This window comes from Flavobacterium sp. 22659 (assembly GCF_052044235.1).
Lineage (GTDB): Bacteria > Bacteroidota > Bacteroidia > Flavobacteriales > Flavobacteriaceae > Flavobacterium > Flavobacterium johnsoniae.
Genome location: NZ_JBQEMU010000003.1, coordinates 47,484 through 72,965, shown reverse-complemented (window position 1 = coordinate 72,965; position 25,482 = coordinate 47,484). Strand labels below are relative to the sequence as shown.

General features: G+C 34.7%; 18 protein-coding genes. 9 read left to right on the top strand and 9 right to left on the bottom strand.

The window, feature by feature from the left end:
• Positions 1–190: 190 nt before the first annotated feature.
• The 6 genes from ACTJIW_RS04080 (at position 191) to ACTJIW_RS04055 (ending at position 13,173) form a co-directional block, all read left to right on the top strand.
• Entirely contained in the window at positions 191–3,403 is a 3,213-nt protein-coding gene (locus ACTJIW_RS04080) for a TonB-dependent receptor (protein WP_440714696.1), read from the top strand.
• Between the two features lie 8 nt (positions 3,404–3,411).
• A complete protein-coding gene (locus ACTJIW_RS04075) occupies positions 3,412–4,920 on the top strand; it encodes a RagB/SusD family nutrient uptake outer membrane protein (RefSeq protein ID WP_440714697.1) in 1,509 nt (502 codons plus the stop codon).
• Between the two features lie 13 nt (positions 4,921–4,933).
• Positions 4,934–6,016 carry a SusE domain-containing protein gene (locus tag ACTJIW_RS04070; RefSeq protein ID WP_433814694.1) on the top strand — a complete coding sequence of 361 codons (1,083 nt, stop codon included), beginning with the start codon at positions 4,934–4,936 and terminating at the stop codon, positions 6,014–6,016.
• A 105-nt stretch (positions 6,017–6,121) separates the two neighbouring features.
• Positions 6,122–7,504, top strand: a complete 1,383-nt coding sequence (locus ACTJIW_RS04065) for an alpha-amylase family glycosyl hydrolase (RefSeq protein WP_440714698.1) — start codon at positions 6,122–6,124, stop codon at positions 7,502–7,504.
• Positions 7,505–7,585: 81 nt separating this feature from the next.
• The gene (locus ACTJIW_RS04060; RefSeq protein WP_440714773.1) at positions 7,586–9,733 is read left to right on the top strand and encodes a glycoside hydrolase family 97 protein; all 2,148 of its coding nucleotides are present in this window, start codon (positions 7,586–7,588) and stop codon (positions 9,731–9,733) included.
• Between the two features lie 323 nt (positions 9,734–10,056).
• Positions 10,057–13,173, top strand: coding sequence for an Ig-like domain-containing protein (locus tag ACTJIW_RS04055; RefSeq protein ID WP_440714699.1), 3,117 nt, complete (start codon positions 10,057–10,059; stop codon positions 13,171–13,173).
• A gap of 99 nt (positions 13,174–13,272) precedes the next feature.
• Here ACTJIW_RS04055 and ACTJIW_RS04050 read toward each other — a convergent pair whose 3' ends face one another.
• The 6 genes from ACTJIW_RS04050 to ACTJIW_RS04025 form a co-directional block, all read right to left on the bottom strand.
• Complete coding sequence (locus tag ACTJIW_RS04050) at positions 13,273–13,827, bottom strand: DUF5683 domain-containing protein (protein ID WP_012023289.1); 555 nt, start codon at positions 13,825–13,827, stop codon at positions 13,273–13,275.
• A 166-nt stretch (positions 13,828–13,993) separates the two neighbouring features.
• Positions 13,994–14,458, bottom strand: coding sequence for a hypothetical protein (locus ACTJIW_RS04045; RefSeq protein ID WP_149205753.1), 465 nt, complete (start codon positions 14,456–14,458; stop codon positions 13,994–13,996).
• Between the two features lie 26 nt (positions 14,459–14,484).
• Positions 14,485–14,946: a hypothetical protein gene (locus ACTJIW_RS04040; protein ID WP_121362621.1), complete on the bottom strand. Its 462-nt coding sequence runs from the start codon at positions 14,944–14,946 to the stop codon at positions 14,485–14,487.
• 28 nt (positions 14,947–14,974) lie between these two features.
• Positions 14,975–15,739 carry a hypothetical protein gene (locus ACTJIW_RS04035; protein ID WP_440714700.1) on the bottom strand — a complete coding sequence of 255 codons (765 nt, stop codon included), beginning with the start codon at positions 15,737–15,739 and terminating at the stop codon, positions 14,975–14,977.
• 200 nt (positions 15,740–15,939) lie between these two features.
• Positions 15,940–19,305: a transcription-repair coupling factor gene (gene mfd / locus ACTJIW_RS04030; RefSeq protein WP_440714701.1), complete on the bottom strand. Its 3,366-nt coding sequence runs from the start codon at positions 19,303–19,305 to the stop codon at positions 15,940–15,942.
• Positions 19,298–19,906 carry a hypothetical protein gene (locus ACTJIW_RS04025; RefSeq protein ID WP_073408196.1) on the bottom strand — a complete coding sequence of 203 codons (609 nt, stop codon included), beginning with the start codon at positions 19,904–19,906 and terminating at the stop codon, positions 19,298–19,300. The genes mfd and ACTJIW_RS04025 overlap by 8 nt, the downstream gene beginning before the upstream one ends.
• Positions 19,907–20,202: 296 nt before the next feature.
• Between ACTJIW_RS04025 and ACTJIW_RS04020 the strand changes: the two genes are divergently transcribed.
• The 3 genes from ACTJIW_RS04020 to ACTJIW_RS04010 all read left to right on the top strand — a co-directional run bounded on the left by ACTJIW_RS04020 (position 20,203) and on the right by ACTJIW_RS04010 (position 23,862).
• Entirely contained in the window at positions 20,203–21,141 is a 939-nt protein-coding gene (locus tag ACTJIW_RS04020) for an L-threonine 3-dehydrogenase (protein ID WP_012023282.1), read from the top strand.
• Positions 21,142–21,317: 176 nt separating this feature from the next.
• Positions 21,318–22,514, top strand: a complete 1,197-nt coding sequence (locus ACTJIW_RS04015) for a DUF418 domain-containing protein (protein ID WP_149205758.1) — start codon at positions 21,318–21,320, stop codon at positions 22,512–22,514.
• Positions 22,515–22,662: 148 nt separating this feature from the next.
• Positions 22,663–23,862 carry a DUF418 domain-containing protein gene (locus ACTJIW_RS04010; protein ID WP_440714702.1) on the top strand — a complete coding sequence of 400 codons (1,200 nt, stop codon included), beginning with the start codon at positions 22,663–22,665 and terminating at the stop codon, positions 23,860–23,862.
• Between the two features lie 235 nt (positions 23,863–24,097).
• Here the strand turns inward: ACTJIW_RS04010 and ACTJIW_RS04005 are convergent, their stop codons facing one another.
• Genes ACTJIW_RS04005 through ACTJIW_RS03995 form a run of 3 tightly spaced genes read right to left on the bottom strand, consistent with a single transcriptional unit; the run spans position 24,098 to position 25,481 of the window.
• Complete coding sequence (locus ACTJIW_RS04005) at positions 24,098–24,946, bottom strand: hypothetical protein (RefSeq protein WP_440714703.1); 849 nt, start codon at positions 24,944–24,946, stop codon at positions 24,098–24,100.
• Positions 24,930–25,274 (bottom strand): hypothetical protein, encoded by a 345-nt coding sequence (locus ACTJIW_RS04000; protein WP_440714704.1) that lies wholly within the window; start codon positions 25,272–25,274, stop codon positions 24,930–24,932. The genes ACTJIW_RS04005 and ACTJIW_RS04000 overlap by 17 nt, the downstream gene beginning before the upstream one ends.
• A gap of 42 nt (positions 25,275–25,316) precedes the next feature.
• A complete protein-coding gene (locus ACTJIW_RS03995; RefSeq protein ID WP_440714705.1) occupies positions 25,317–25,481 on the bottom strand; it encodes a hypothetical protein in 165 nt (54 codons plus the stop codon).
• Position 25,482: the final 1 nt, after the last annotated feature.

Below are 25,482 nucleotides of genomic sequence, written 5' to 3'. Positions count from 1 at the left end.
CCACTAAAACCAATACAATATATGATGAAATAACATTACGGGAATAAAAAAATCGGAAAGAGCTGCGAACAATTTCCGATTAACTAAGTGATTGAATATAACGAATTAACTACAATCAATTAACAAAATTATGAAAAAAAAATCTAAGAATAATGGGTTTCTATACTCATTGTTCCAAAATGACCTAAAATTGAAACTAACTACTCTACTTCTTTTGGTCGCCATGTTTAATATTAGAGGGAATACTTATGCCCAAAAAACAAAAGTTACTCTTGAACTAAACAATTCAACAATCGAAAAGGTTATTGAGACCATTGAACAAAAAACCGACTTTAGATTTATTTACAAATTGAACGATATCGACTTAGATCGTACGGTTTCGATTTCTGTAAAAGATCAATCTATATATGTCGTTTTAGACAAAATTTTTAAAGGAACTCTGACTGAATTTAAAATCAGGGATACTCAAATTATCCTCAAAAAACCGGAACTTAAAACTGAAGTTATTAAGTTTCAAAAACAAGCCGTTACCGGAATTATTACCGATGAAAATGGTCTGCCTTTACCCGGCGCTTCTGTTATCGAAGAAGGAACAAAAAACGGAATGGTAACTGATTTTGATGGAAAATACAAACTCACTGTAGAAAGCAGCCAATCGGTTATTATTGTCTCTTTTGTGGGGTACAAAGAGAAAAAAGTAACGGCTAATCAAACGGTAATAAACATTCAGCTTTTTCCAGACGCTACAGATTTACAGGAAATTGTTGTTGTAGGTTACGGAACTGCTGCTAAAAAAGATGTAACGGGAGCAGTTTCTTCAATCGCTGCAAAAGACATGAATCAGGGTGCCATTGTAAATCCTCTGCAATTAATTTCTGGTAAAGCTGCGGGGGTTAATATTACGCAAATAGGAAGTGAACCGGGTTCTGGACCAAGTGTTCGTATTCGCGGTATTTCGTCTTTAATTGGTGGAAACGATCCGTTGGTGGTTGTAGATGGAATTCAGGGAAATATGGATTTGCTAAACCAGGTTCCGCCAAGTGAAATTGAAAGCATAGATGTTTTAAAAGATGCTTCGGCTACTGCTGTTTATGGATCAAGAGGAGCACCTGGAGTTATCATTGTTACAACTAAGAAAAACAAAGCCGGGAAAACTACAATTGAATATACAGGTTCTACATCAGTAGATTTTATCCCGAAAAAACTAGACATGCTTAATGCTGACCAATGGTGGCAGACTGCTCAAAGTGTTGGCGTTCCGGCATCTTCTAATCACGGTTCAAATACAAATTGGTATGGTCTTTTGACTGAAACCGGAATTACACAGACTCATACTTTGTCTTTTGGAGGCGGAACTGATAAATTTAATTACAGAGCTTCTATAACGGCTATTATGCAAGATGGTGTTGTAATTAATTCGAGCAACCAAAAATACATTGGACGCATTCAGGCAACTCAATTGGCTTTAAATGATAAATTAAAACTAACCTTTAATTTAAACAGCGGTGTAAATAATATCACAAGCAGCATTGGAAGTATTGGAACAGTTGCTTATACATCAAACTTGATTACAAATGCGTTATTAGCAAGACCAACAGATCCTGTTTATAATACTGATGGAACGTATTTTACAGATCCAACCGTATTTCATTATTTAAATCCTTATGCAGCTGCGCATGAAGTAACAAATGAAAGACAAGAAGATAATTTATTTGGAAGCTTAAAAGCCGATTTAGATTTAGGAAAAGGCTTTACAGCAAACTGGTTTGGAAGCTGGAGAAAAACAAACTATACGGCAGGTTATTATATGCCGGCAGAATCAACAGATTTTAACGCAGTTGAACAGCATGGTTTTGCCAATATAGATAATAAGAAACAGAACGAAAAATTAACCAATTTAAGTCTTACCTATAAAAAAACTTTCGGGATCCATAGCTTTAATGCTTTGGCTTTATACGAATGGCAAAGCCAGACTTATCAGGGAAATTATACGCAGGCAAGAGGTTTTATAAGTGACGAAGCTACTTACAATGCGCTTCAGTTTGGCGATTTGTCTAAAGTAAGAACCGGAGATATCAGATCTTATAAAAACGACAGATCATTGGTTTCTTATTTAGGAAGATTAAACTACTCTTTATTAGATCGTTATTTACTTACAGCAAGTATCAGACGTGATGGTTCATCTGTATTTGGCACCAATAACAAATGGGGGAATTTCCCTTCTGCATCTGTGGCATGGCAGATTAACAAAGAGCCTTTTATGATGAATCAGACTTTATTCAGCGAATTAAAACTGCGTGCAGGTTATGGTGAAACTGGTAATCAGCAGGGTCTTTATCCGCAGACTTCACTGCCGTTAGTCGACAGTGCCGGAAATATTTATTTTGGAGGATCTATTATTACCAATTTTGGTATTTCTCAAAATGCAAATGCTGATTTGAAATGGGAAACTAAAAAACAAACCAATATTGGACTTGATTTTGCTCTTTTAGATAATCGATTAAGAGGAAGCATAGATGTTTATGACTCAAGAACAGATAATCTTCTATTCGATTATACTGTACCTCAGCCTCCTTATCCTTACAATAAAATCAAAGCCAATGTAGGAAGTATTTCAAACAAAGGTTTAGAAGCAGCTCTTGCTTATGATGTTATTAGAACAGATAACAGCACACTGACATTAGCAGGAAATGTATCTTTTATGAAAAATGAAGTGCTTAATTTAAGCGGCAGTATTAACGGTATTCCTTTAAATACAAACTTCGTAAACTGGGGAGCGCCAAATTCTTTATTAGTGCAGGGAAAACCAATTGGTTCCTTCTATATTTTAGAAAGTACCGGTACAAATGAAAATGGTGTCGAAACCGTAAAAGACCGCGATGGAGATGGTAAAATCGATCAAGGAGCTACAAGTCCGGATCGTTACTATGCAGGTTCTGCTCTCCCAACTTACACTTTTGCATTTAACCCATCTTACAGATACAAAAATTTTGATGCATCTATGTTAGTAAGAGGTTCAGGAGGAAATAAAATTTATAACAATCTTAACCAAAGATTGAGCATGCTGGAAAATACAGGTAGTTCAAATGTATTGGCCAGTGCTGTTGACAGAGGAATATTTTCTTCTCCTTATGGATCTGATGCATGGTTAGAAGACGGTTCATTTGTTCGTTTAGAAAACGTAACTGCAGGATATACTTTCCGTTTTACTGATAAATATGTAGACTCTGTTCGACTTTCGCTTACTGGAAACAACTTACTGTTAATTACAGATTACACAGGCGTTGATCCTGAATTAAATATAAGCGGAAGCGGCGACCCTAATGATAATTTTGGAGGCGATAAAGGAATTTATCCTCGTACCAGAAGTGTTGCATTTGGTTTGACTGTAAAATTTAAATAGTAAAAGAGATGAAAATTAAAAATATAGTAGCAGCAGGAAGCGTATGTTTCCTAACACTTTTCAGCTGTACAGATATCAACGAAAATATATACGACAAATATCAGCCGGACAGCTTTTATGGAACACCGGAAGGAGCTAATATTGCTCTTGCAAGTGTTTATGCTGAAATTCCGGGAGATTTTGAACGTAAAGGCGTACCCGGTGTAGGCTATGCCGGAGCAGATAACGGCTGGTACGACATGAACTGTATGTCATCAGATGAGCAGGTAATTCCGCATAGAAATGACGGTAACTGGCAGCAGGATTTTGCCCGTTTGCACAAACACGAATGGCTGCCTTCTGAATTTATTATCAACAATACCTGGAACTGGTTATACAAATCTGTTTTCAATGCCAATTTAGCTGTCGAGCTATTAGAAAAATCAAATGCCGATCCTTCAAAAATTGCCGAAGCAAAAGTATTACGTGCTTTCTTTTATTATTTATTGATTGATGATTTTGGTAATGTACCTTTTTACACAGACAACAATATTACCGTTGATAAAATTCCGCAGGCAAGCCGTAAGGAAGTTTTTAATTTTATAGTTAAAGAACTAACAGATAACGTAGAATTACTTTCGGTAACAAAAGGCGGTAATTATTATGGAAGATTCAACAAATGGGCAGGTTATACTTTATTAGCAAAAGTGTATTTGAATGCTGAAGTATATACCGGAGAAGCAAAATGGACGGAATGTTTAGCGGCCTGCAACAAAGTGAGCGAAGGCGGTTTTACGCTGCATTCAGGTGAGGCAAACGACGCCAGTCCATTAAAGAATAAATATTATGAGTTATTTGGAGATATACTTCCAGATGATGAAACTATTCTTCCTATTTATGCTACGCTTGACGTTGTTTCTCGTAATGTTTATGCAGTTCGAAGTGTATACGGTCCGCAGGGCACAAATATGTTTGGATTAAGCGGCTGGAACGGAACTATTGTTCCTAAAGATTTCTACTTAAAATATGCAGCAAATGATATCCGAAGAAACCAATTTTTGGTTGGAGAACAGCCGGGAGGATTCAATTATACACTTGAGGTTGCTTCATTAGACAATCCTGGAGCAGCTCCTCAGGCGGGAGTTCGTAACGTTAAATTTTATCCGGCCGGGGTTAAAAGCGGCGGCGGCGCTTCAAATGATTTTCCTATTTATAGATATGCTGATGTAATTTTAATGATGGCTGAATGTAATGCGCGTTTAGGAAATCCTGCCGCTGCAAAGCCTTTTATAGACCAGATCAGACAACGTGCAGGTTTAGACGCTTTAGACCACAATCCTACTCTTGATGATATCTACAACGAAAGAGGATTTGAATTAAACTGGGAAGGTCACAGAAGACAAGACATGATTCGTTTTGACAAATTTTTATTGGCAAACGAGTTTAGACCAGCATCTCCTGCTTACCGAAAATTGTTCCCAATTCCAACATCTGCTCTAGATGCTAATCGCGGACTTAAACAAAACCCAGGTTACTAAAAACAAAACTATCATGAAAAAATATATCAATAAATTATTCTTACTAGGAAGCCTGCTTTTTTTAGCAGCTTCCTGTGAAAGTGAAGGCGTAGTAACGACACTCCAATCTGTTAGTTTTCCTTCTGCAATTGAAGTATCATCAACTTCAATAGTTCTTAAAGAAGATACTTCAGATGATGCTGCCTTACTGGTGTCCTGGCCAAAAGTTACGTTTCCAATTGCAGCACCGGTTACTTATGCTGTACAATTTGATTTGACTACAGATATTAAAGGAAGTGAAGCATGGCTGCATGCTAAACGAATTGTTGTAGGCGAAGATGTTTTAAGCAAATCATTTACCGGAGCAGAATTAAATAAAATTGCCACAGATTTAGGTCTTAAAACAGATGTTTCGGGAGAATTAGTAATTCGTGTAGAAGCTGCTATGGATCATAAAGTGTACTCTGCTCCTATCACTATAAATGTTACTCCTTACCTGAAAACTGTTGTTATGGGCGAAATTTATATGCCGGGAAGTTATCAGGGAGAATGGGATGTAGAAACAGCCGCAACATTGAATGAAATTCAATTGGGAGTGTATCAAGGGTATATGACTCTTGCACCAGACAGAGATCCTATTTTTAAATTTAATAAAGCCAGAAACTGGGCTCAATTCTACGGTGCGGGTAATACAAATTTTGATTTGAAAAACATGAGCGATGCCAACTTTGTACTTCCGGGAGCAGGCTCTTATCAAATAAAAGTAAATTTAAATACTTTAAAATGGAGCTCGACGCCTTATTCATGGGGAATTGTTGGAACTTCTCAAGCCGGAGGATGGGACAACAGTACACCTATGAATTACGACCATCAAACTAAAACATGGAAAATTACTGCCAATTTAGTAACAGGAGCATTAAAATTTAGACTAAACAATAGTTGGACTATCAATTATGGACCAGCAGATCCTTCAACAAACACAATTAACCTGGATAATGGAGGTGCTTATGACATCCCAGAAGCGGGAGTTTACGAAGTAACTTTCAAAATTGATGAAGTAGATCCTGTAAGCAATGGTTACCCAAAAACTGCAACTTGTACGATAGTTAAAAAATAATCTAACATTGTAATATAGCTAGATTAGTTTGAGTGATACCTGCCTTTTTTGAGCGAAAGGCAGGCTATCTAAAAGTCTAAGCGATTACAAAAAACTCAAAAAAACATGAAATCAAATATAAAGATCGTTTATATACTGCTGCTGGCATTGGCTTTTATTTCCTGCAGTTCTTCTGATGACGATAACAAAACGCCGGATTCTCCTTATACACAATATGGAGCGCCATTTGAAAAAATGCCCAAAAAAGAAGACGCCATAATCTATCAGGTAAACATTCGTGCTTTTAGTCAGGCAGGAACACTGAAAGGAGTTCAGGAAAGACTTTCTCAAATTCAGGAACTTGGTGCAAATGTGATTTACTTAATGCCCATTTATCCTGTTGGAAAAGAAAAAGCATCTGGCGAATTAGGATCTCCTTATGCTGTTAAAGATTATAAAGCCGTAAATCCAGATTTTGGAACTTTACAAGACCTTCAGGCTTTAGTTGAAGAAGCACACAAGAAAAATATGGCTGTTGTTTTAGACTGGGTTGCCAATCATACTGCATGGGACAATGCCTGGATTACGCAGCATAAAGACTGGTATCAGCAGGATGCGAGCGGCAATATCATTATTCCGCCGGGAACAAATTACAATGACGTAGCGCAGTTAAATTTCAATAATACTGAAATGAAAGATGCTATGATCGATGCTATGTCGTATTGGGTTTATAATGCCAATATTGACGGTTTCAGATGCGATTATGCAGATTTTGTTCCGAACAATTTCTGGGCAGATGCCATTTCAAAGCTTCGAAAAATCAAGAAAAACCAGACTATTTTAATGCTGGCTGAAGGTTCAAAATACAACCATTTTGCATCAGGTTTTGATTATACGTTTGGATTCAATTTCTTCAGCACTCTGGAAAAACTTTTCAAAGAAAACAAATCAGCTGTGACTATTCAGGAATCTAATACAACTGAATATGCCAACAACTACAATCCAGAAAACAGAGTTGTACGATACACAAGTAATCATGACGTTAATCTTTCTGACGGAACGCCGTTAGAACTTTTTGGAGGCAGAAACGGATCTATCGCGACGTTTGTTGTTGCTGTGTATTTAAAATCGGTTCCAATGATTTATAACGGACAGGAAATTGGATACAATAAAAGATTAAATTATTTTGCTAAAACACCAATCGACTGGAGTACTGCCGATAATGAAATGCTGGCTGAATACAAAAAAATCATCGCTTTTAGAAACACAAGCAAAGCCATTAAATCAGGAGAATACACAGGTTACAGCAGTGATGCCGTAAGTGCTTTTACTATGGAAAAAGACGCTGAAAAGGTTTTTGTGCTTTCTAATTTAACCAGTTCTGCAGTAAAACATCTTATTCCAAATACTTTAAAAGGAAACTGGAAAGACGCATTTACCGGAGCGTCTGTAACTGTTGGTGCAGATATAACTTTACAGCCTTTTCAATACATAATATTGAAAAATTAATACCAATGCAGCTTCTAATAAAACTAGATTTGCACAAAACTAAATAACATGAATTTTCAATCCCAAAAATCATTGCTTCAAATGCGTTTGAGCAAAAAAACAGCGTTTTTATTTTTTATATTCCTAAGCACATTTTGGCTTCAGGCACAAGAAATAACTTCGCCAGACAAAAATCTTTCTCTAAAATTTGAATTAAAAGAAGGCGGCATTCCGTCTTACCAATTATCATACAAACAGAAACCGGTTATTAAACCAAGTTCTTTAGGTTTAGAACTTCAAAACAATGCTTCGTTTATGAATGGTTTTACCATTACAAACACAGCTCAATCTTCTGTTGATGAAAATTGGAATCCGGTTTTAGGAGAAGAAAAAACAATTCGCAATCATTACAACGAATTGGTTGTCACTTTGGCTCAGGCAAAAAACAACAATAGATTTATCCGCATTCGTTTCCGTTTATTCAACGACGGATTGGGATTTAGATATGAATTTCCTAAACAAAATGACCTGAATTATTTTGTAATTAAAGAAGAGCGCACTGAATTTCAATTGGCAGGAAATCATAAAATTTTCTGGATTCCGGGAGATTATGATACCAACGAATACGCTTATACAACTTCGAAGATTTCAGAAATTCCTTCTTTGATGAAAAAAGCTACGATTGAAATCAATGCACAGCAGCCAATCAAAGAATTGTGTGTACAAACACCATCAATGATGAAATCTGATGACGGTTTATACATCAACATTCACGAAGCAGGATTAATCAATTATCCGGCAATGTACCTTGAAGTTGATGCCAAAACCAACAAAATGACAAGTCATCTGGCTCCAGATGCCGTTGGTGCAAAAGGATATATACAGACTGATACTCAAACGCCTTGGAGAACCATTGTAGTAAGCGATAAAGCAACCGATATTTTAGCTTCAAAACTAATTTTAAACCTTAACGAACCAACAAGTTACAAAGATGTTTCCTGGATTAAACCTGTGAAATACATTGGAATTTGGTGGGAATATTTCGTGGCAGGAAGAAGCACGTGGGCTTTTGGAAAAGAAAACAACGTAAAAATGACGGATGATTTCACCAAACTTACTCCAAACGGAAAACACGGAGCTACAACAGAACGCGCAAAAGAATACATTGATTTTGCTGCCAAAAATGGCTTTGATGCAATTCTTATCGAAGGCTGGAACATTGGTTGGGAAGACTGGATTGGCAACTGGAAAGAAGACGTTTTTGATTTCGTAACTGCATATCCTGATTTTGATGTAAAAGCAGTTCATGCTTATGCAGCTTCAAAAGGTGTAAAAATTATCATGCACCATGAAACTTCAGGATCGGCAACCAATTACGAACGTCGTTTGGATCGTGCTTTTCAATTTATGAATGATAACGGTTATGATGCTGTAAAAACAGGTTACGTAGGACAAATTATTCCGCGCGGCGAACATCACGACGGACAATGGATGGTAAATCATTACATTAACGTTGCAAAACGTGCTGCCGATTATAAAATTATGATTAACAGTCACGAAGCCGTTCGTCCAACAGGATTAAACCGTACTTTTCCAAACTGGATTGCTCAGGAATCAGCGCGCGGTACTGAGTTCGAATCTATGGGAGGATTAGCTCCGGATCATACTACAATTTTACCATTTACCCGTTTAATGGGAGGTCCAATGGATTATACGCCTGGAATTTTCCAGACCGATCTTTCGTATTACGGAACAGGAAGTTCACAAAGAGTAAACACAACTTTAGTAAAACAATTGGCTTATTATGTAACCATGTACAGTCCGCTGCAAATGGCTGCTGATATTCCGGGGAACTATGAGCGTTTTCCAGATGCATTTCAATTCATTAAAGACGTTGCTGTAGACTGGGACAACAGTTACATTCTGGAAGCTGAACCTGGAGATTATATTACAATTGCACGTAAAGCAAAAGGCAAAAACGAATGGTTTATTGGCGGCATTACAGATGAAAATGCCAGAACAGCAGACATTTCATTTGATTATTTACCTGCAGGAAAAAATTTCGTTGCCACTATTTATGCCGATGCTAAAGATGCCAGTTGGAATCAGAATCCACAGAAGTATACCGTTACTAAAGTTATCGTAAACTCAAAAAGCAAACTGAAACAATATTTAGCTCCGGGCGGTGGTGCTGCTATCAGCATTAAAGAAGGAACTGCTTCAGATTTAAAAGGATTGAAAAAGTTATAATTCTTCGTTGAGCATAATTATTTTAACACATAGAAACATAGATTTTGTAAACTCCAAAAAAAGACATTTCATTTATTTAAAACGCACATAGCCATCTATGTGTGAAGAAATTTGTTTCTTTTTCTGAACCCTTTTACATCATAATATCTATGTTTCTATATGTTAGATAAAATCGTTATGCAGTATACTCAACGATTATAATTAGATTAAAATTTTACTACTTGAAAACTATTAACCACAAAATGTTTGTCGAATTTAAAAACAATGCGAGTGAGAATGAATTTTAGTTAAAAATGCCGACAAGCATTCAAAAAACTATCATTATGAAAATCAAAATTACCACTAGATTATTTCATATTACCAAAGCATTAATTTGCTTTCTACTATTATTTGCAAGTTCAGTGTATGCGCAGGATCCTCCGCAATACGGAACACCATTTGCAGGAGTACCAGATCCTAGAGATGTCAATATGTATCAGGTGCATATTCGTCCATTTAGTGCCAGCGGAAATTTAGCCGGAGTAACTGCCAGATTAGACAATATAAAAGCACTTGGCACCAACGTAATTTATTTAATGCCCATTTTCCCGCACGGCACCGATTCCCGAAGTTCGGCTTCGCCCTATTGTATCAAAGACTTTAAAGCCGTTGGTTCTGAATACGGTTCACTGGCTGATTTAAGAACTTTGGTTGATGGCGCTCACAGTCGCGGCATGGCCGTTATTTTAGATATTGCCATCAACGGAACTTCTTGGGATCATGGATGGACCGTTTCACATCCTGAATATTATAAACGAACCGGAACAACAATTCAGCAGTTAGGAAACTTCTCTGATATTGCTGCGCTGGATCTTAATAATTCGGCTACACGAGCGGCTATAAAAGATGCTATGCGTTACTGGATTTTTGCAGCAAATATCGACGGTTACCGCTGCGATTATGCCAATAACCCTCCATTAGATTTTTGGTCAGAAGTTAATTCAAACCTTCGAAGCATATCTTCTCACAATTTATTAATGTTAGCAGAAGGAGACCGACAAGAAAACTTTCAGGTTGGCTTTGACATGAATTATGGAGACAGATGGTTTCACAGCGGTTTGTACGATATTGCCAATGGCGGACCTGTTTCTCAAAGACTCCAGGATCAGTCTACTTATGAATATGCTAAAGCTACGGGAAATCAGCAGATCGTTAGATACACAGGAAACCATGACACGTATACGAATGATGATGGAGTAAGAAGACCATTTGTTGCCTTTAAAAATCACAACGGAATTGTTGCTAACTTCTTAGTTTCGGCTTATATGAAAGGTGTTCCTTTTTTAATGAGCGGACAGGAAATTGACTACGAACCCAAAACAGACTGGCCCTGGACAAACTTTAAATTCAACTGGTCTCAAAATCCAACTGCTGCTGCAGACTTCGCTAAAATCTTAAATTTCAGAACTGCCAGCGCAGCGATCAGACGAGGCGATTTAACGACGTATGCTAATGATGACATCAGCATTTTCACCAAAACATTAGGTTCAGAAAAAGTAATTGTAATGTCGAATTTGAGAAACGCCGCTAAATCGTATGTTATTCCAGCAGCTTTGGCGGGAACTTATGTAAATCCATATAACAATAATGCTTCGGTTACTTTAACCGCAGGTGCAACGCGTAATTTTGCTGCTTTCGAATATTTGGTTTTAACTAATACAAATGCTCCGGTTGTTGCCGTTACAGGAGTTTCGGTTAGTCCGGCAACGGTAACTGTTGGTTTAGGGACAACCCAGCAGTTAAATGCAGCAATTGCTCCTGCAAATGCCACAAATCAAAATGTAACCTGGACATCAAGCAATACAGCTGTAGCAACCGTAAATGCTTCTGGTTTAGTTACGGCAGTTGCAGCAGGAACAGCAGCCATTACGGTTAAAACGGTTGATGGAAATAAAACAGCTACATCTGCTATAACTGTTGCTGCAATTCCGGTTTCTTCTGCAGCAGTTTCTCCAACTTCTGCAAGTTTGTATGCCGGAAACACACAACAGCTTACTGTGACAATTTCACCTGCAAATGCAACAAACAAAAACGTAACCTGGTCTTCAAGCAACAGTGCAGCTGCAACCGTAAATTCAAGCGGACTTGTAACAGCTGTTTCTGCTGGAACAGTAACAATTACAGCAACAACACAAGACGGAAACAAAACAGCGTCGGCAGCAATTACAGTAAATCCAAATACGAATTTTACAGTTTATTTCTATAAACCATCAAATTGGGGAACTGGAATTAAAATTTACTATTGGAATGCTTTACCAACAGGAGTTTTGGCAAATGCGACCTGGCCAGGTGTAAACATGACCGATTCTGGAAATGGGTGGTACAGCTATACGTTTACAAATATAAACTCAACAAACTTAATTTTTAACGACGGAACCAATCAAACTGCTGATTTAAGCCGAAATAAAACAGGATGGTATATGAACAGCACTTGGTACGATTCTAATCCGGGAACGGGTATTGCGGTAACCAGCGTTAGTTTAAGTCCAAGTTCAGCATCATTAAATGCTGGCGGAACACAACAATTGACTCCAACGGTTCTTCCTGCAAATGCGACTAATAAATCAGTAACCTATAGTTCAAACAATACGGCTGTGGCAACCGTAAACAGTTCTGGTTTAATTACCGCGGTTGCAAATGGAACTGCAACAATTACCGTTTCAACTGTTGATGGAAATAAAACAAGTACTTGTATTGTAACGGTTTCAACTACTTCTGGAGGAGGAAATTATTATACCATAAAAAACAGATGGACGGGCGCTTATTTATCTGATGCCGGAACAAATACAGGTTACGGAACAACCGTTTCTGGTAACAACTATAAATGGCAGAAAATTGCAATCGATGCCACTTATTTTGTTCTAAAAAATGTGGCTACAGGTGAGTTAATGAATATTGAAGGTCAAACCGGAAGCGTTCAATGCAACATAACCGATACTACTTTCTGGAGTGCACAATGGTCAAGCGATTATATAGATGGAACCTGGGTTCGTTTAAGAAACAGATGGCAGACAGGAAATATTATTCATGTTGAAAACCAGACAGGTTCTGCGCAATACGGAAATTCACAGGACAGCTGGTACAGCGCACAATGGCAATTAGAACCAACAACTGTTGGAACAGGAAAATCTGCTTTGAAAATTGATGCTGTTTCAGAAACTGAACAAGTAATCAGTATTTATCCAAACCCATCTGTAAACAATGAATTTAATGTTGTATTACCAGAATTGGAAAGCGGAGACATGGCTTTAATTTCTGTTTCAGATATAAACGGAAGAACTGTTTTAACCGAAAGACTTTCTTCTTCAGGAAAAATCGATCATCGTTTGGCTTCTGGAATATATATTGTAAATATTGTTTCTAAAGAGTATAAAACAACTAAAAAACTAATCGTTAAATAATCTCACTTAGTTTAAAAATTAAAAGGCGTATGAAAAAATCATACGCCTTTTTGTTTTTTACTTTACCTGTTCGCTATTGTTCGATTCGCTGCGAAAAACTTAAAATGAATAATTTAGAGCAACGCCAAAATTATTATCTAACGTTATCTCGTTTTTTATAACAGCAGGTTTAAACGCCAGTTTTTCATCTACATTAAATTGCGATAAAGCGGCATCTATATTGGCGTCAATAATATTTAGGACATAAAAACCAACCATAAATAAAGCCGATAAATCCCGGTTTCTTTGAAATCCTTTTTGAGCAGTAATTAATCTGCTGTTATCTAATCTAGCTAAACTTGGTGTTTCACTTGGATTTCCTGCTAATCTGTTTTTATATTCGTTTCGATACAGATTATATTTCTTTTGGTTGTCAATATACAAATAAGTACTTGTTCCAATTGCTCCATAAACTAATGGAACTTTCCAGTATTTTTTATTGTAGACTTGTCCTAATCCCGGCAGGATTGCCGAATAAAACGATGCTTTTGCCGGACGAAGCGGATCAATGGCTTCTAAAGTAAGAGTGTCTTTTGAAATGATTTTAGTCTTTTCCTGAGCAAAAATTGAAGTTAATCCAAAAAATAAGAATAGAAGAATGAGTTGATTCTGCATATAAAGCTGGCTTTGAAAATTTTGCTCAAAGAAAACTTTTTAGTTCTAAGATATTTCTTAAATAAAAGATAAAGAAAACTTAATTTTCAGTAGAACTAACTAACGCTTTCTATTTTGGGGATTTTCTTCATCTACAATCAAACAGCTTTATCGTGAAATATCACAATCATTTCAACGAATTAATATCATTATAAATAACTGTTATTTCTTTAGCATATTTTTTTGCATTTGGAATACGGATAGCGCGAACATATTTTTCAATCTCTAATGGATTCTCTTTTAATATCCAATATTCCAACAGATAACCAATAAGAAAGTTTTTGTAAAATGGAAGATTTACAATCTTATCATCTTCTTTTTCAACCTCATAACCTTTTGGGTATTCTTGTTCTGTATCATCAGAATATTTTCTAAGTTTTACTTCTACATAAGCCGATATTGAATCAGTATGCAGTTCAATTAGAGATTTTAACTCATCAGTCTTAACATCTGCCAAACTCAATCCTTTTATTGAAAAATTCCAAACAACAGGAGGGATATCATCATTGATTTCAATCTCAATTCTTGATCTAACATTTTCTAATAAAACATTATAATTTGTTGAGTTGACTAAATCTACTAAAGTTTCCATAGTATGTGTTTATTATCTTTCTATTTCTATTCAAACAAATTTTCAACTGCATCTGCGAGATCTTCTTTATAAAATCCTAACTTAATTAAATATTCAAAAAATAACATAAAACAGTCAATATTTTCATCAGTAGATTCACTATCATATTTTTTAAACAATAATCTAATAATGCGAAGATGTAATTGAGCATTATCATTTTTTTCAAAATCTCTTCTTTTGCTCAGATTGATAAACTCAAAATCAATTTCTGAAGTAGGATAATTTTCATTTGGTATAAATGCGTTCCAATATTGTTCAGCAATTAGAAGCTTATCTTGAAGAAAAGGACTCATTTTTTCTTTAAAACTCTCTACAAGCTTAATCCTGCAGAGCATCTGCTTTTGATAAAAATATTCACTGTTATTTTCAGTCATTTCATCTATGCATTTTCCTAAAAACAAATCTAAACGATCAGTTTCTGGAGGTCTATATTTATTTTGCCCAAACATTCTAATTCAGATTCAAATTGTGGACTTACTATTGAATACCTTTTTTGTATTCATATTCAACAGTTGTTATTCCTTCTCCAAAGTCTACAACTTCCTTTTTAGGATATTTTTTATTCAAAGGCGTACTATAACCTGACACATCAAAGGGTTCAATAGAATGTGTTGTAAGACTGTTAAATGTTATTCTCTTTTTATTTCCATATTGGTAACCATTGCCCGTAATAATCTGCCAAAAAATGGCATCGCCTATTAAGTTGTAAACATTGGCATACACAGTATCTTTCGGTTTACTTTTTTGGGTCATACAGCTTTCTTTTTCATAGATATCTCCATCTTTATCATATTCATAACAAGATCCTTTTTCGAGTTCTATTGTGCCGGTTTTATCTTTATATAAAGTAGTGGTAAAATTATATTCTCTTGGAGATTGAAAACTCTTGTTTGTTTCTATTTTACTATTAATTGTAATTCTATCTAGTTGATAAACAACAGTAGATTTAGTAATTCCGGATACATCTGATTTCCTAAAAGAAATAACCTGACCTGACTGATCGTAAACAAGAGAGTCTACTTTAATACCATACATTGATAATGTTTTTAAACGATTATGATCGTCGTATGAAAAAAAATTGGAATCCCTGGTAACTTTTCTGTATACTTCATTTTTATATACAGTGGTCCATTTTACTTTACTCAGCAAAAGAGTTGGTTTTTCATTATTTTTAGATTCCTTTTTAGAGGAATTACAAGATACAACTGCTAGTATAAGAAACAGAAATAGATTTTTTTTCATTTTTGATTTTATTTTGATTGTGAAATAAAACTAATCTTTTAGCGCACATAGGGAATACTCTAAAAAAACAAAAGTATTTTAGTTCAAAAGAAAAAACATCCTTTAAAAGTTTTAAAAACAAAAGTTTAAGACATTTTATAACATAAAAAAAGGCTTCTGATTTTTAAAAACCAAAAGCCTTTTTCTTTTTTAATTTAAGCTTATTCTTCAAATAATTCCATTAACTCTAAAGCTCGTTTTATCGACTTCACATTTTCAAAAGTCAACAACAAACGTAATCCGTTTACAGTTTGTTTCTCTTTCATTTTGCAAAGCGAACTATGTTTTTGAACAAAGTTCAGGACGTTTCTAAACTTCACAGACTGGTAATAATCTGACTGCTGATCGGATACGAAATAGCCAATCATTTTGCCTTGTTTCAAGACTAATTTCTCGATTCCGACTTTCGTAGCTATCCATTTTATTCTGATGCTGTTTAGCAATGCTGTCGCTTGTTTTGGCAAAGGTCCGAAACGGTCAATTAGTTTTCTTTCGAATTCCTGTAATCCTGCTTCGTCTTTTATAGCGCCTAATTCGTTGTATAAAACCAAACGTTCAGAAACGTTATTGATATATTCATCTGGGAACAAAAGCTCAAAATCGGCATCGATTTGAATGTCTTTTACGTATTCTTTGGTATCTATATCATTTTCTTTTGGATATAAATCTTTGAATTCGTTTTCCTTCAACTCTTCAATGGCTTCATTCATGATTTTCTGGTACGTATCAAAACCAATTTCATTGATGAAACCGCTTTGTTCACCGCCTAATAAATCTCCAGCGCCGCGAATTTCAAGATCTTTCATTGCAATGTTGAAACCACTTCCTAATTCGCTAAATTGTTCCAACGCCTGAATACGTTTTCTTGCATCTTCGGTCATTGATGAATACGGCGGACAGATGAAATAACAAAATGCTTTTTTGTTGCTTCGTCCTACTCGGCCTCGCATTTGATGCAAATCTGACAATCCAAAATTATTGGCATTGTTGATGAAAATCGTGTTGGCATTTGGAACGTCCAAACCACTTTCAATAATCGTGGTTGCCACCAAAACATCAAAATCTCCGTTCATAAAGCCCAACATCAATTCTTCTAGTTTCGCACCGTCCATTTGTCCGTGGCCAATTCCAACTCTTGCATTTGGAACCAAACGCTGAATCATTCCCGCCACTTCTTTTATATTTTCAATTCGATTATTGATAAAGAAAACTTGCCCGTTTCTTTGAATTTCATACGAAATTGCATCACGGATAATTTCTTCATTAAAACCAACCACATTGGTTTCAATTGGATAACGGTTTGGCGGAGGCGTTGTAATTACTGATAAATCTCGTGCCGCCATTAACGAAAACTGAAGTGTTCTCGGAATTGGCGTTGCCGTTAATGTCAGCGTATCCACATTCGCAGCAATAGTTTTCAGTTTATCTTTTACGTTTACACCAAACTTTTGTTCCTCATCTACAATCAGCAAACCTAAGTCTTTAAAAACTACGTTTTTGTTTACCAATTGATGTGTTCCAATTACGATATCCAGTTTTCCTTCGGCTAAATCTTTTAGCGTTTGTGTTTTTTGTTTTGCCGTTCTAAATCGGTTTAAATAGCCAATTGAAACCGGCATATCTTTTAAACGTTCCGAAAAAGTTCTATAATGCTGATACGCCAAAATAGTTGTCGGTACCAAAACTGCCACTTGTTTGCTGTTGTCAACGGCTTTAAAAGCAGCACGAATGGCAACCTCTGTTTTTCCGAAACCAACGTCACCGCAAACCAAACGATCCATTGGGCGATCGCTTTCCATATCGGCTTTTACTTCCTGCGTCGATTTCATTTGATCCGGCGTATCTTCGTAAATAAATGAACTTTCTAATTCGTTTTGAAGATAACTGTCTGGCGCAAACTGAAAACCTTTTTCTAAACGACGTTTTGCATATAGCTGAATCAAATTGAATGCAATATGTTTGACACGGGCTTTGGTTTTTTGTTTTAAAACCTTCCAGGCGTTCGATCCAAGTTTATAGATTTTCGGAGGCGTTCCGTCTTTTCCGTTGTATTTCGAAATTTTATGAAGCGAGTGAATGCTTACATACACAATATCATTATCGGCATAAACCAATTTTATGGCTTCCTGCGTTTTGCCTTCAACCTGAATTTTCTGAAGTCCGCCAAACTTTCCAATTCCGTGGTCGATATGCGTTACATAATCGCCAACAGAAAGTGCAGTTAATTCTTTAAGCGTGATATTCTGCTTTTTAGAATATCCGTTTTTAATGTTGAATTTATGATAACGCTCAAAAATCTGGTGATCGGTATAAGCGGTTATTTGATTTTCTTCATCAATAAAACCTTGATATAAAGGCAATACAATGGTGTGATAGTGCTTTCTGATATTTTCTGAATTGGCTTCGTCTAAGCTTTCAAAAATATCGTGAAAACGCTTTGCCTGCGTTTCATTCGAACAAAACAGATAATTGACATATCCGTTAAAATGATTATCGCTTAAATTATTCAGCAATAAATCAAATTGTTTGTTGAAGGATGGCTGAGGCTGAATATGAAATTCGAATTTTTTAGTCGTTTTAAAAATCGGCCTTGAAGCCAATTCTACAACCGAAAAATCCAATGCTCGTTTTATAAACGAAGCCTGATTTAAAAACAACTGCTCTGGTGCAGCGTGTTTAATTTCTTTAGACAATTTCTCAAAAGCTTCTTCTGCCCTTGCAAATTGTTTGTCTAACTGGCTGAAAAGTCCTTCAGTATTTTGAATAAAAAGAACTGTTTTTTCGGCAATATAATCTAAGAAACTTTCACGGTTTTCCTGAAAAATTTTGTTTTCAACATTTGGGATAATCGTAATCTTTTTATGTGTTTCAACAGATAATTGTGTTTCAACATCAAAAGTTCTAATGCTGTCTACTTCATTTCCAAAAAACTCAATTCTGTAAGGATGGTCGTTTGAAAATGAGAATACATCGACAATTCCCCCGCGAACTGAAAATTCGCCGGGTTCTGTAATAAAATCGACTCTTTTAAATTCGTATTCAAATAAAACTTCGTTAATAAAATCAATCGAAATTTTATCGTTTAAAGAGACTTTTAAAGTGTTTTTATCTAATTGCTGACGCGTTACTACTTTCTCAAAAAGTGCTTCGGGATAAGTAACAATTACAGCTGGTTTTTTTCGTGAATTGATTCGATTTAAAACCTCAGCGCGAAGCAGAACATTGGCATTGTCTGTTTCGTCAACCTGATACGGACGGCGAAATGATGCGGGATAAAACAAAACATCCTGTTCGCCAATCATCTGCTCCAGATCGTTTAGGTAATATGCGGCCTCTTCTTTGTTGTCTAAAACAATCAAAAAAGGCAGTTCGGTTTTCTTAAAAAGAGAACGAATTATAAATGAAACAGCAGATCCAAGTAATCCGCTGATATTCATTTTTATCTGATTCCCTTCTAATAAACCTGATGCAATCTGCTGTGCTTTTGGCAGATTATCGTATGTTGTATATAATACGTTTTTACTCAACTCTTGGTAAATTTGGATCTATTGGTACTGATGCGTTTGGAATAGCGCGTGTTGTGTCTAACATTTTAAGAAAATCTTCTTCTCCCTGTTCTTTTGGAACTTTGCTTCTCTCAACAATTTTATCCATTTGTCTTTCTAAAGAGACAAGTTCTTTATTGATTTCGCCAATTAAAAAAGCAACTTTATCATCTGGAATCTGGCTTAAATGAATAAATAAATCCATCATTTTAATTTTGGTAATCAAAACTGAGATTCGGCTTTTAATTGCCGGCTGATTAAATTCGTTTGGAATGCTATTGTTTAAAGCCATTGCTTTTTTTGAAATAGCAGTAGATTTTTTCTGAAATGCCCCTATTGTTTTTCTGGGTTTATCTCCAATTTCTTTTATAAAATCGCGCCATTCTGTCCAGGTTTTTATATTTTGTTCTGAAACCTCATTTATAGGTTCATCAATAAAAATCCAGGCTTTGTTTATATTGTTAAAAATCTTAGCATTTTTTTTAGCTTCTTTCGCATTCTCAGCAAGACGTTTTTCATTCTCATCCTGACAGGATTGAAGTGCAAAAATCAAAAGTAAAAACAGCGCTATTTTATATTTCATTTGATAATAATGTTAGACCGCAAAGTTACAAAGTAAATTTACAATTACGAATTGTGTTTTTTGCTAAAGATTCTATAAATCAAGGTTATTTTTTTGTCACAGATTTTAATGATTTAATGGATTATTTCTTCAAAAAATCATTTTAATCTGTATTGTCTGTGAGCTAAACTAAATATACACAGTCAGAGAATAATCTAAAAAACAATCTTTATTGTTGTTGATTTTATAATTTAATGTTATAAAAAACGTTGATATTTGCGAAAACGTTATATTTGCAATACTAAAATCTAAACAAAATGAATCCAAAAATATTAATCATTGGTGCCTGTGGGCAGATTGGCACTGAGCTGACTCAAAAACTTCGCAAATTATACGGGACCGAAAATGTCATTGCATCTGATATTCGAAAATTAAATACTGATGTGGTTAATTCCGGACCTTTTGAAGTGGTAAATGCTTTAGATTTTAACCAGATTGAACATCTTGTTGAAGTTCATAAAATTACGGATGTTTATTTGATGGCTGCGCTTTTATCTGCAACTGCTGAAAAAAATCCGGCTTTTGCGTGGGATTTAAATATGAATTCACTTTTTCATGTTTTGAATTTAGCGAAAGCAAAAAAAATTCAAAAGATTTTCTGGCCTTCGAGTATTGCGGTTTTTGGGCCGACAACTCCAAAAGAAAACACACCTCAATATACGATTATGGAGCCTTCTACGGTTTACGGAATCAGTAAACAATCTGGCGAAAGATGGTGCGAATACTATCATAATATTTATGGTGTTGATGTTCGAAGCATACGTTATCCTGGTTTAATAAGCTGGTCGACTCCTCCGGGCGGCGGTACTACAGATTATGCAGTTGATATTTTCTACAAAGCAATCGCAGATAAAAAATACGAATGCTTTTTGTCGTCTGAAACCAAAATGCCTATGATGTACATGGATGATGCAATCGATGCGACTATTAATATTATGAAAGCTCCTGTTGAGCAGATCAAAATACATTCTTCTTATAATTTAGCGGCAATGAGTTTTACTCCAACTGAAATTGCTGCCGAAATTAAAAAGCATATTCCTGAATTTGAAATTACCTACAATCCAGATTTCCGTCAGAAAATTGCAGACAGCTGGCCGGCAAGTATCGACGACAGTTCTGCAAGAGAAGACTGGGGCTGGAATCATAAATTTGATCTGGAATCGATGACAAAAGATATGATTGAACATTTGAGTTAATCTAAAAACAATAAAATTTTAAAGCGTGTTATTCTGAGAGTAACACGCTTTTTTTGTAAAATTTATTTATAGAAAAAACTTTGGCTGTATAATTTATCTATTTTTGAATATGTTTAAACATTAATCAGGTTTATACTAAAATCATCAATAAAAATCACAACAAAAATATCAATCAAATGACAAATTCTTATTATCCTGTCGAGCAGAGCAAAAGAACTGCAATTGTTGACATACTTCGAGGCTGGGCTTTATTGGGTGTTGTTATTGGTAATTATTCTGGTTTTCTGCTCATTGGTGTACCGCACGAAACTAAGGATAGTATTTTGTCTGAGATATTATCTTACTTTGATCAGTATTTTTTAGCTGGAAAATCCTGGACTTTATTAACAGTGTTGTTTGGATATGGTTTTGCGATTTTAATTAATAATGTTGCGGCAAAGGGCAAAAATCCGGTTATCTTTTTTAGCTGGCGAATGCTGCTGCTTTTTGGTCTGGCTTTTATAGATTCTTGTTTTTGGTTTGGAGATATCTTAAAAGATTATGCTTTTTTAGGACTCATACTGCTGTTTTTTTACAAAACCTCAGCAAAAACATTAGCCTGTATTTGTACAGTAATTATCCTTGCCATTCCTTTTATAATGTCTTACATTAAAGGTCTTAATATAGAAAGAACAGCAATTACTACAAGTCCAGAATATTTAAAGTTATATTATTCAGGAAATTGGCTGGACTTTTTTAGGTTTAATTTATTGGCTTCTTTTTATCAGCAGGTTATTGTTCCCGGCTATGCGATTACGTCGCATCTTGTTATGCTGGCTTGTATGCTTTTTGGGGTTTGGCTGCAAAAAATAGATTTTTTCGACCGCTTAAACGAAATGAAAAAACGATTATTATATGTACTTGTAATCAGCTTAGTTATTGCTGTTATAATGGGTATTATTTTTTATTCTGCAATTGAAAGGAAAGCCGGGTTTCTTCAATTCTTCCATCCTTATTTCTGGTTCATTTTGAGTACAATGATTTTTATCGCATCTGGACTTAGTTTATTGTACAGTCATAAAAAACTAAAAACAGTATTCAACTATTTTAGTGCAGGCGGAAAAATGACATTAACCAATTACATCGCCCAAAATATTTTAGGTGCATTTATTTTCTCCGGAATTGGTTTGGGTATTGCTGATACAATGCCATATTGGTTTTACTTTTCGCTGGCGGTTGTCATTTTTGTTGTCCAGTTATTTATAAGCAAATGGTGGCTTTCAAAATACAATTACGGGCCCATTGAATGGTTATGGAGATCAGCTAGTTATCGAAAATTATTTCCTTTTAAGAAAACTGAAACCCATGTAGTTACAGAGATAAAAGCAATTTAATCTCTAAAAAACATAATACCTTAAGAACGTTTAAGGGCTTTAATCAATAACACAGTCAAAACACAATTTCTACATTCTCTTATGCGTTAAAAAATTTCAAGTTTATTCATAAATCATCAATCAAAATCACAACAAAAACATCAATCAAATGACAAATTCTTATCATCCTGTCGAGCAGAGCAAAAGAACTGCAATTGTCGACATACTTCGGGGCTGGGCTATACTGGGCGTAGCCATTGGCAATTATTTAGATTTTTTATACATCGGTATAGAAAAAGATATTAAGTACGATACATTTTCGGAAGTACTTCAAACTATTAACCGCTATTTTTTTGCGGCAAAATCCTGGACATTACTGACTCTTTTATTTGGCTATGGATTTGCTATTTTAATTAATAATGTCGCTTCGAAAGGAAAAAATCCCGTTGCATTTTTTACCTGGCGAATGGCTTTACTATTTATTTTAGCCTTTATTAATTCTTCTTTCTGGTTAGGTGACATCTTAAAAGATTATGCATTTCTAGGACTTGTATTATTGCTTTTTTACAGATGTTCTGCCAAAACTTTAGCCATTATTTCTACTGTGATTGTACTTACAGTTCCTTTCTTAATGGCTTATATAAACGGATTGAAAATAGAACATACTGCAATTTCTTCAAATCCTGAATACTTAAAACTATATCATTCTGGAAACTGGATTGATTTTTTCAGGTTTAATCTGCTGGCTTCATTGTATGAGCAGATTATCGTTCCGGGCTATGCGATTACGGCTCATTATGTAATGCTGGGATGTATGCTTTTTGGTTTTATGCTGCAAAAACTAAACTTTTTCAACCGCTTAATAGAATTGAAAAAACTGCTGCAATATGTTTGTATCGTTAGTTTTCTGTGTGCTGTTGTTATTGGAATAGGATTTAATATTGCTATAATCTACAAAGCAGGGTTTTTAAAATTTTTCCATCCGCTTTACTGGTTGGTTTTAAGCACGATGATTTTTATATCAACAGGAATCTGCCTCTTATATATTAATGGAAAATTAAAAATGATTTTTAGTTATTTTAGTGCAGGCGGAAAAATGACGCTGACCAATTATATAAGTCAAAATATATTGGCTGCCTTGATTTTCTCAGGAATTGGTTTGGGTATTGCTGATACAATGCCGTATTGGTTTTACTTTTTATTGGCTGTTTTCATCTTTATCATTCAATTGTTTATCAGTAAATGGTGGCTTTCAAAATACAACTACGGCCCAATTGAATGGTTATGGAGATCTGCAAGTTACAGAGAATGGTTTCCTCTAAGAAAAATACAGCCGGAGGTTACTCCTGCTGATATAAAAACAATATAACCTTTACGATTTTGGAATAAGCCTGAAAATAAAAAAGCCCTTAAAACTAAATTTAAGGGCTTTAATACCACGAGATTTTCCATACAAATAACTTACTTGGTTGTAATCGACATGATAATGTCTTTGTTTGGCATCTTGTGATCCAATTTGAGCAGAATAAATTTCGCGTTTATCCTGAACATCAAGTCGATTTTTAGACTTAAAAACATTATTTTCATTTTATTTAAGACAATGATTATTCATCACATTTCTTCAAAATTATTTCTTGTTGATCCTTGCTTTTTTCTTGTTGAAATTCACACTCTACAAACTCTCTTTTTTGTTTTTTTTTATTAAAAAAACCGTACCAATAAAAATATAGGGTATTCTTATCAATTACTTTTACATATGCAATTGGTTTATTATTTAAATACTCATTCCAATTTAATTTTGCTCCAAAACTACCTCTATCTTCAGGTACTTCTTTTAATTTATATGCTATACCGTTTTCTGAATTATATCTTTTTAATTCAACTAATTCTACATAAATTTGATTAAACATAACTTCTAAAAATGCAGTCTTATTAGTTATTGTCATACTTGCATTTCCATTTATGCAATTAATCTTCCAATAGCCATTGAGTCTTTGATTGTCAGGCCTTATTTGTGGCTTAGCATCATCACAATTACCACATTCTTCACATGATTGTTTTATATGAGGAATCGTCTTTATAAAAGTACTATCAATATAAATTTTATCATTTATAGAAAAGTATTTACTATCAATCTTTTTAATGCTTAGTGTCGAAATGTTCTGAGTTGGATCAGTATTTTTTATTTTAAGCTGGTAGGTATCTTTATTCTTTGATATATTTAAAATCCTATATTTAAAATCACCATCTTGTGCACTTGTGTACAATAAAATTGAATCTTTTAAAAGATATTTTTTATTTGATGCGTTACAAGGCTCATAAATACTATTTACTGAATTATTTTTTTTTACTTCATAAAATGAATGATTTTTAATTTCTGTAAAATCATTTTTAATTTCTTGACAGCTTGAAAAAGTGCTAATTAATAATAGTAACTTAAATAATTTTTCCATCTTTAAAATTTCTTGCAATTTGTGTAACTGTAAATATATTATTGTCATTATTCCCTTTTCCATGAGCATTTGTATTTATTAATTTGTATCCATCAATTAATTGAAATCTATAATCAGCTGATTCACCTCTTTTTGTGCCGACATCCCAATATAAATACGTGAGTGTTCCCTTATCACACTTTCTTCCAACAATTACTACATAGTGATCAGTTGTTGGATTGTCTTCTTCGTTATAATCTAGACCCAGCGTATGATTAATACCGGCTCTTAATGGATAACCTCTTTCTAAACATTCATCAACATATTCAATAGCTGCAATACCCAACATTTGCTAGATTCCTGATGTATCCAATGAACTGGTTTTGCATTATTATAATGAGTTTTTATCTTCAAATCCCTGATTGTTTTTTTTAAGTAATGTTTCAGTTTTTTTGACTGGAACTTCTCTAATGTTTTTTTGTATTGCTTTTTTGTCTTCGTTATACTTACATGATAGAATGGACAACAATGAAATTATCGCGATAACACTTTTCATT

What these genes read in the sequence shown, in the direction of transcription:
- ACTJIW_RS04075 (WP_440714697.1), top strand. Translation starts at nt 3,412, where the DNA reads ATGAAAATTAAAAATATAGTAGCAGCAGGAAGCGTATGTTTCCTAACA.
- ACTJIW_RS04015 (WP_149205758.1), top strand. Translation starts at nt 21,318, where the DNA reads ATGACAAATTCTTATTATCCTGTCGAGCAGAGCAAAAGAACTGCAATT.
- ACTJIW_RS04035 (WP_440714700.1), bottom strand. Translation starts at nt 15,739, where the DNA reads ATGAAAAAAAATCTATTTCTGTTTCTTATACTAGCAGTTGTATCTTGT.
- ACTJIW_RS04005 (WP_440714703.1), bottom strand. Translation starts at nt 24,946, where the DNA reads ATGGAAAAATTATTTAAGTTACTATTATTAATTAGCACTTTTTCAAGC.
- ACTJIW_RS04025 (WP_073408196.1), bottom strand. Translation starts at nt 19,906, where the DNA reads ATGAAATATAAAATAGCGCTGTTTTTACTTTTGATTTTTGCACTTCAA.
- ACTJIW_RS04000 (WP_440714704.1), bottom strand. Translation starts at nt 25,274, where the DNA reads ATGTTGGGTATTGCAGCTATTGAATATGTTGATGAATGTTTAGAAAGA.
- ACTJIW_RS04045 (WP_149205753.1), bottom strand. Translation starts at nt 14,458, where the DNA reads ATGGAAACTTTAGTAGATTTAGTCAACTCAACAAATTATAATGTTTTA.
- ACTJIW_RS03995 (WP_440714705.1), bottom strand. Translation starts at nt 25,481, where the DNA reads ATGAAAAGTGTTATCGCGATAATTTCATTGTTGTCCATTCTATCATGT.
- ACTJIW_RS04055 (WP_440714699.1), top strand. Translation starts at nt 10,057, where the DNA reads ATGAAAATCAAAATTACCACTAGATTATTTCATATTACCAAAGCATTA.
- ACTJIW_RS04040 (WP_121362621.1), bottom strand. Translation starts at nt 14,946, where the DNA reads ATGTTTGGGCAAAATAAATATAGACCTCCAGAAACTGATCGTTTAGAT.
- ACTJIW_RS04065 (WP_440714698.1), top strand. Translation starts at nt 6,122, where the DNA reads ATGAAATCAAATATAAAGATCGTTTATATACTGCTGCTGGCATTGGCT.
- ACTJIW_RS04060 (WP_440714773.1), top strand. Translation starts at nt 7,586, where the DNA reads ATGCGTTTGAGCAAAAAAACAGCGTTTTTATTTTTTATATTCCTAAGC.
- ACTJIW_RS04020 (WP_012023282.1), top strand. Translation starts at nt 20,203, where the DNA reads ATGAATCCAAAAATATTAATCATTGGTGCCTGTGGGCAGATTGGCACT.
- ACTJIW_RS04070 (WP_433814694.1), top strand. Translation starts at nt 4,934, where the DNA reads ATGAAAAAATATATCAATAAATTATTCTTACTAGGAAGCCTGCTTTTT.
- ACTJIW_RS04010 (WP_440714702.1), top strand. Translation starts at nt 22,663, where the DNA reads ATGACAAATTCTTATCATCCTGTCGAGCAGAGCAAAAGAACTGCAATT.
- ACTJIW_RS04050 (WP_012023289.1), bottom strand. Translation starts at nt 13,827, where the DNA reads ATGCAGAATCAACTCATTCTTCTATTCTTATTTTTTGGATTAACTTCA.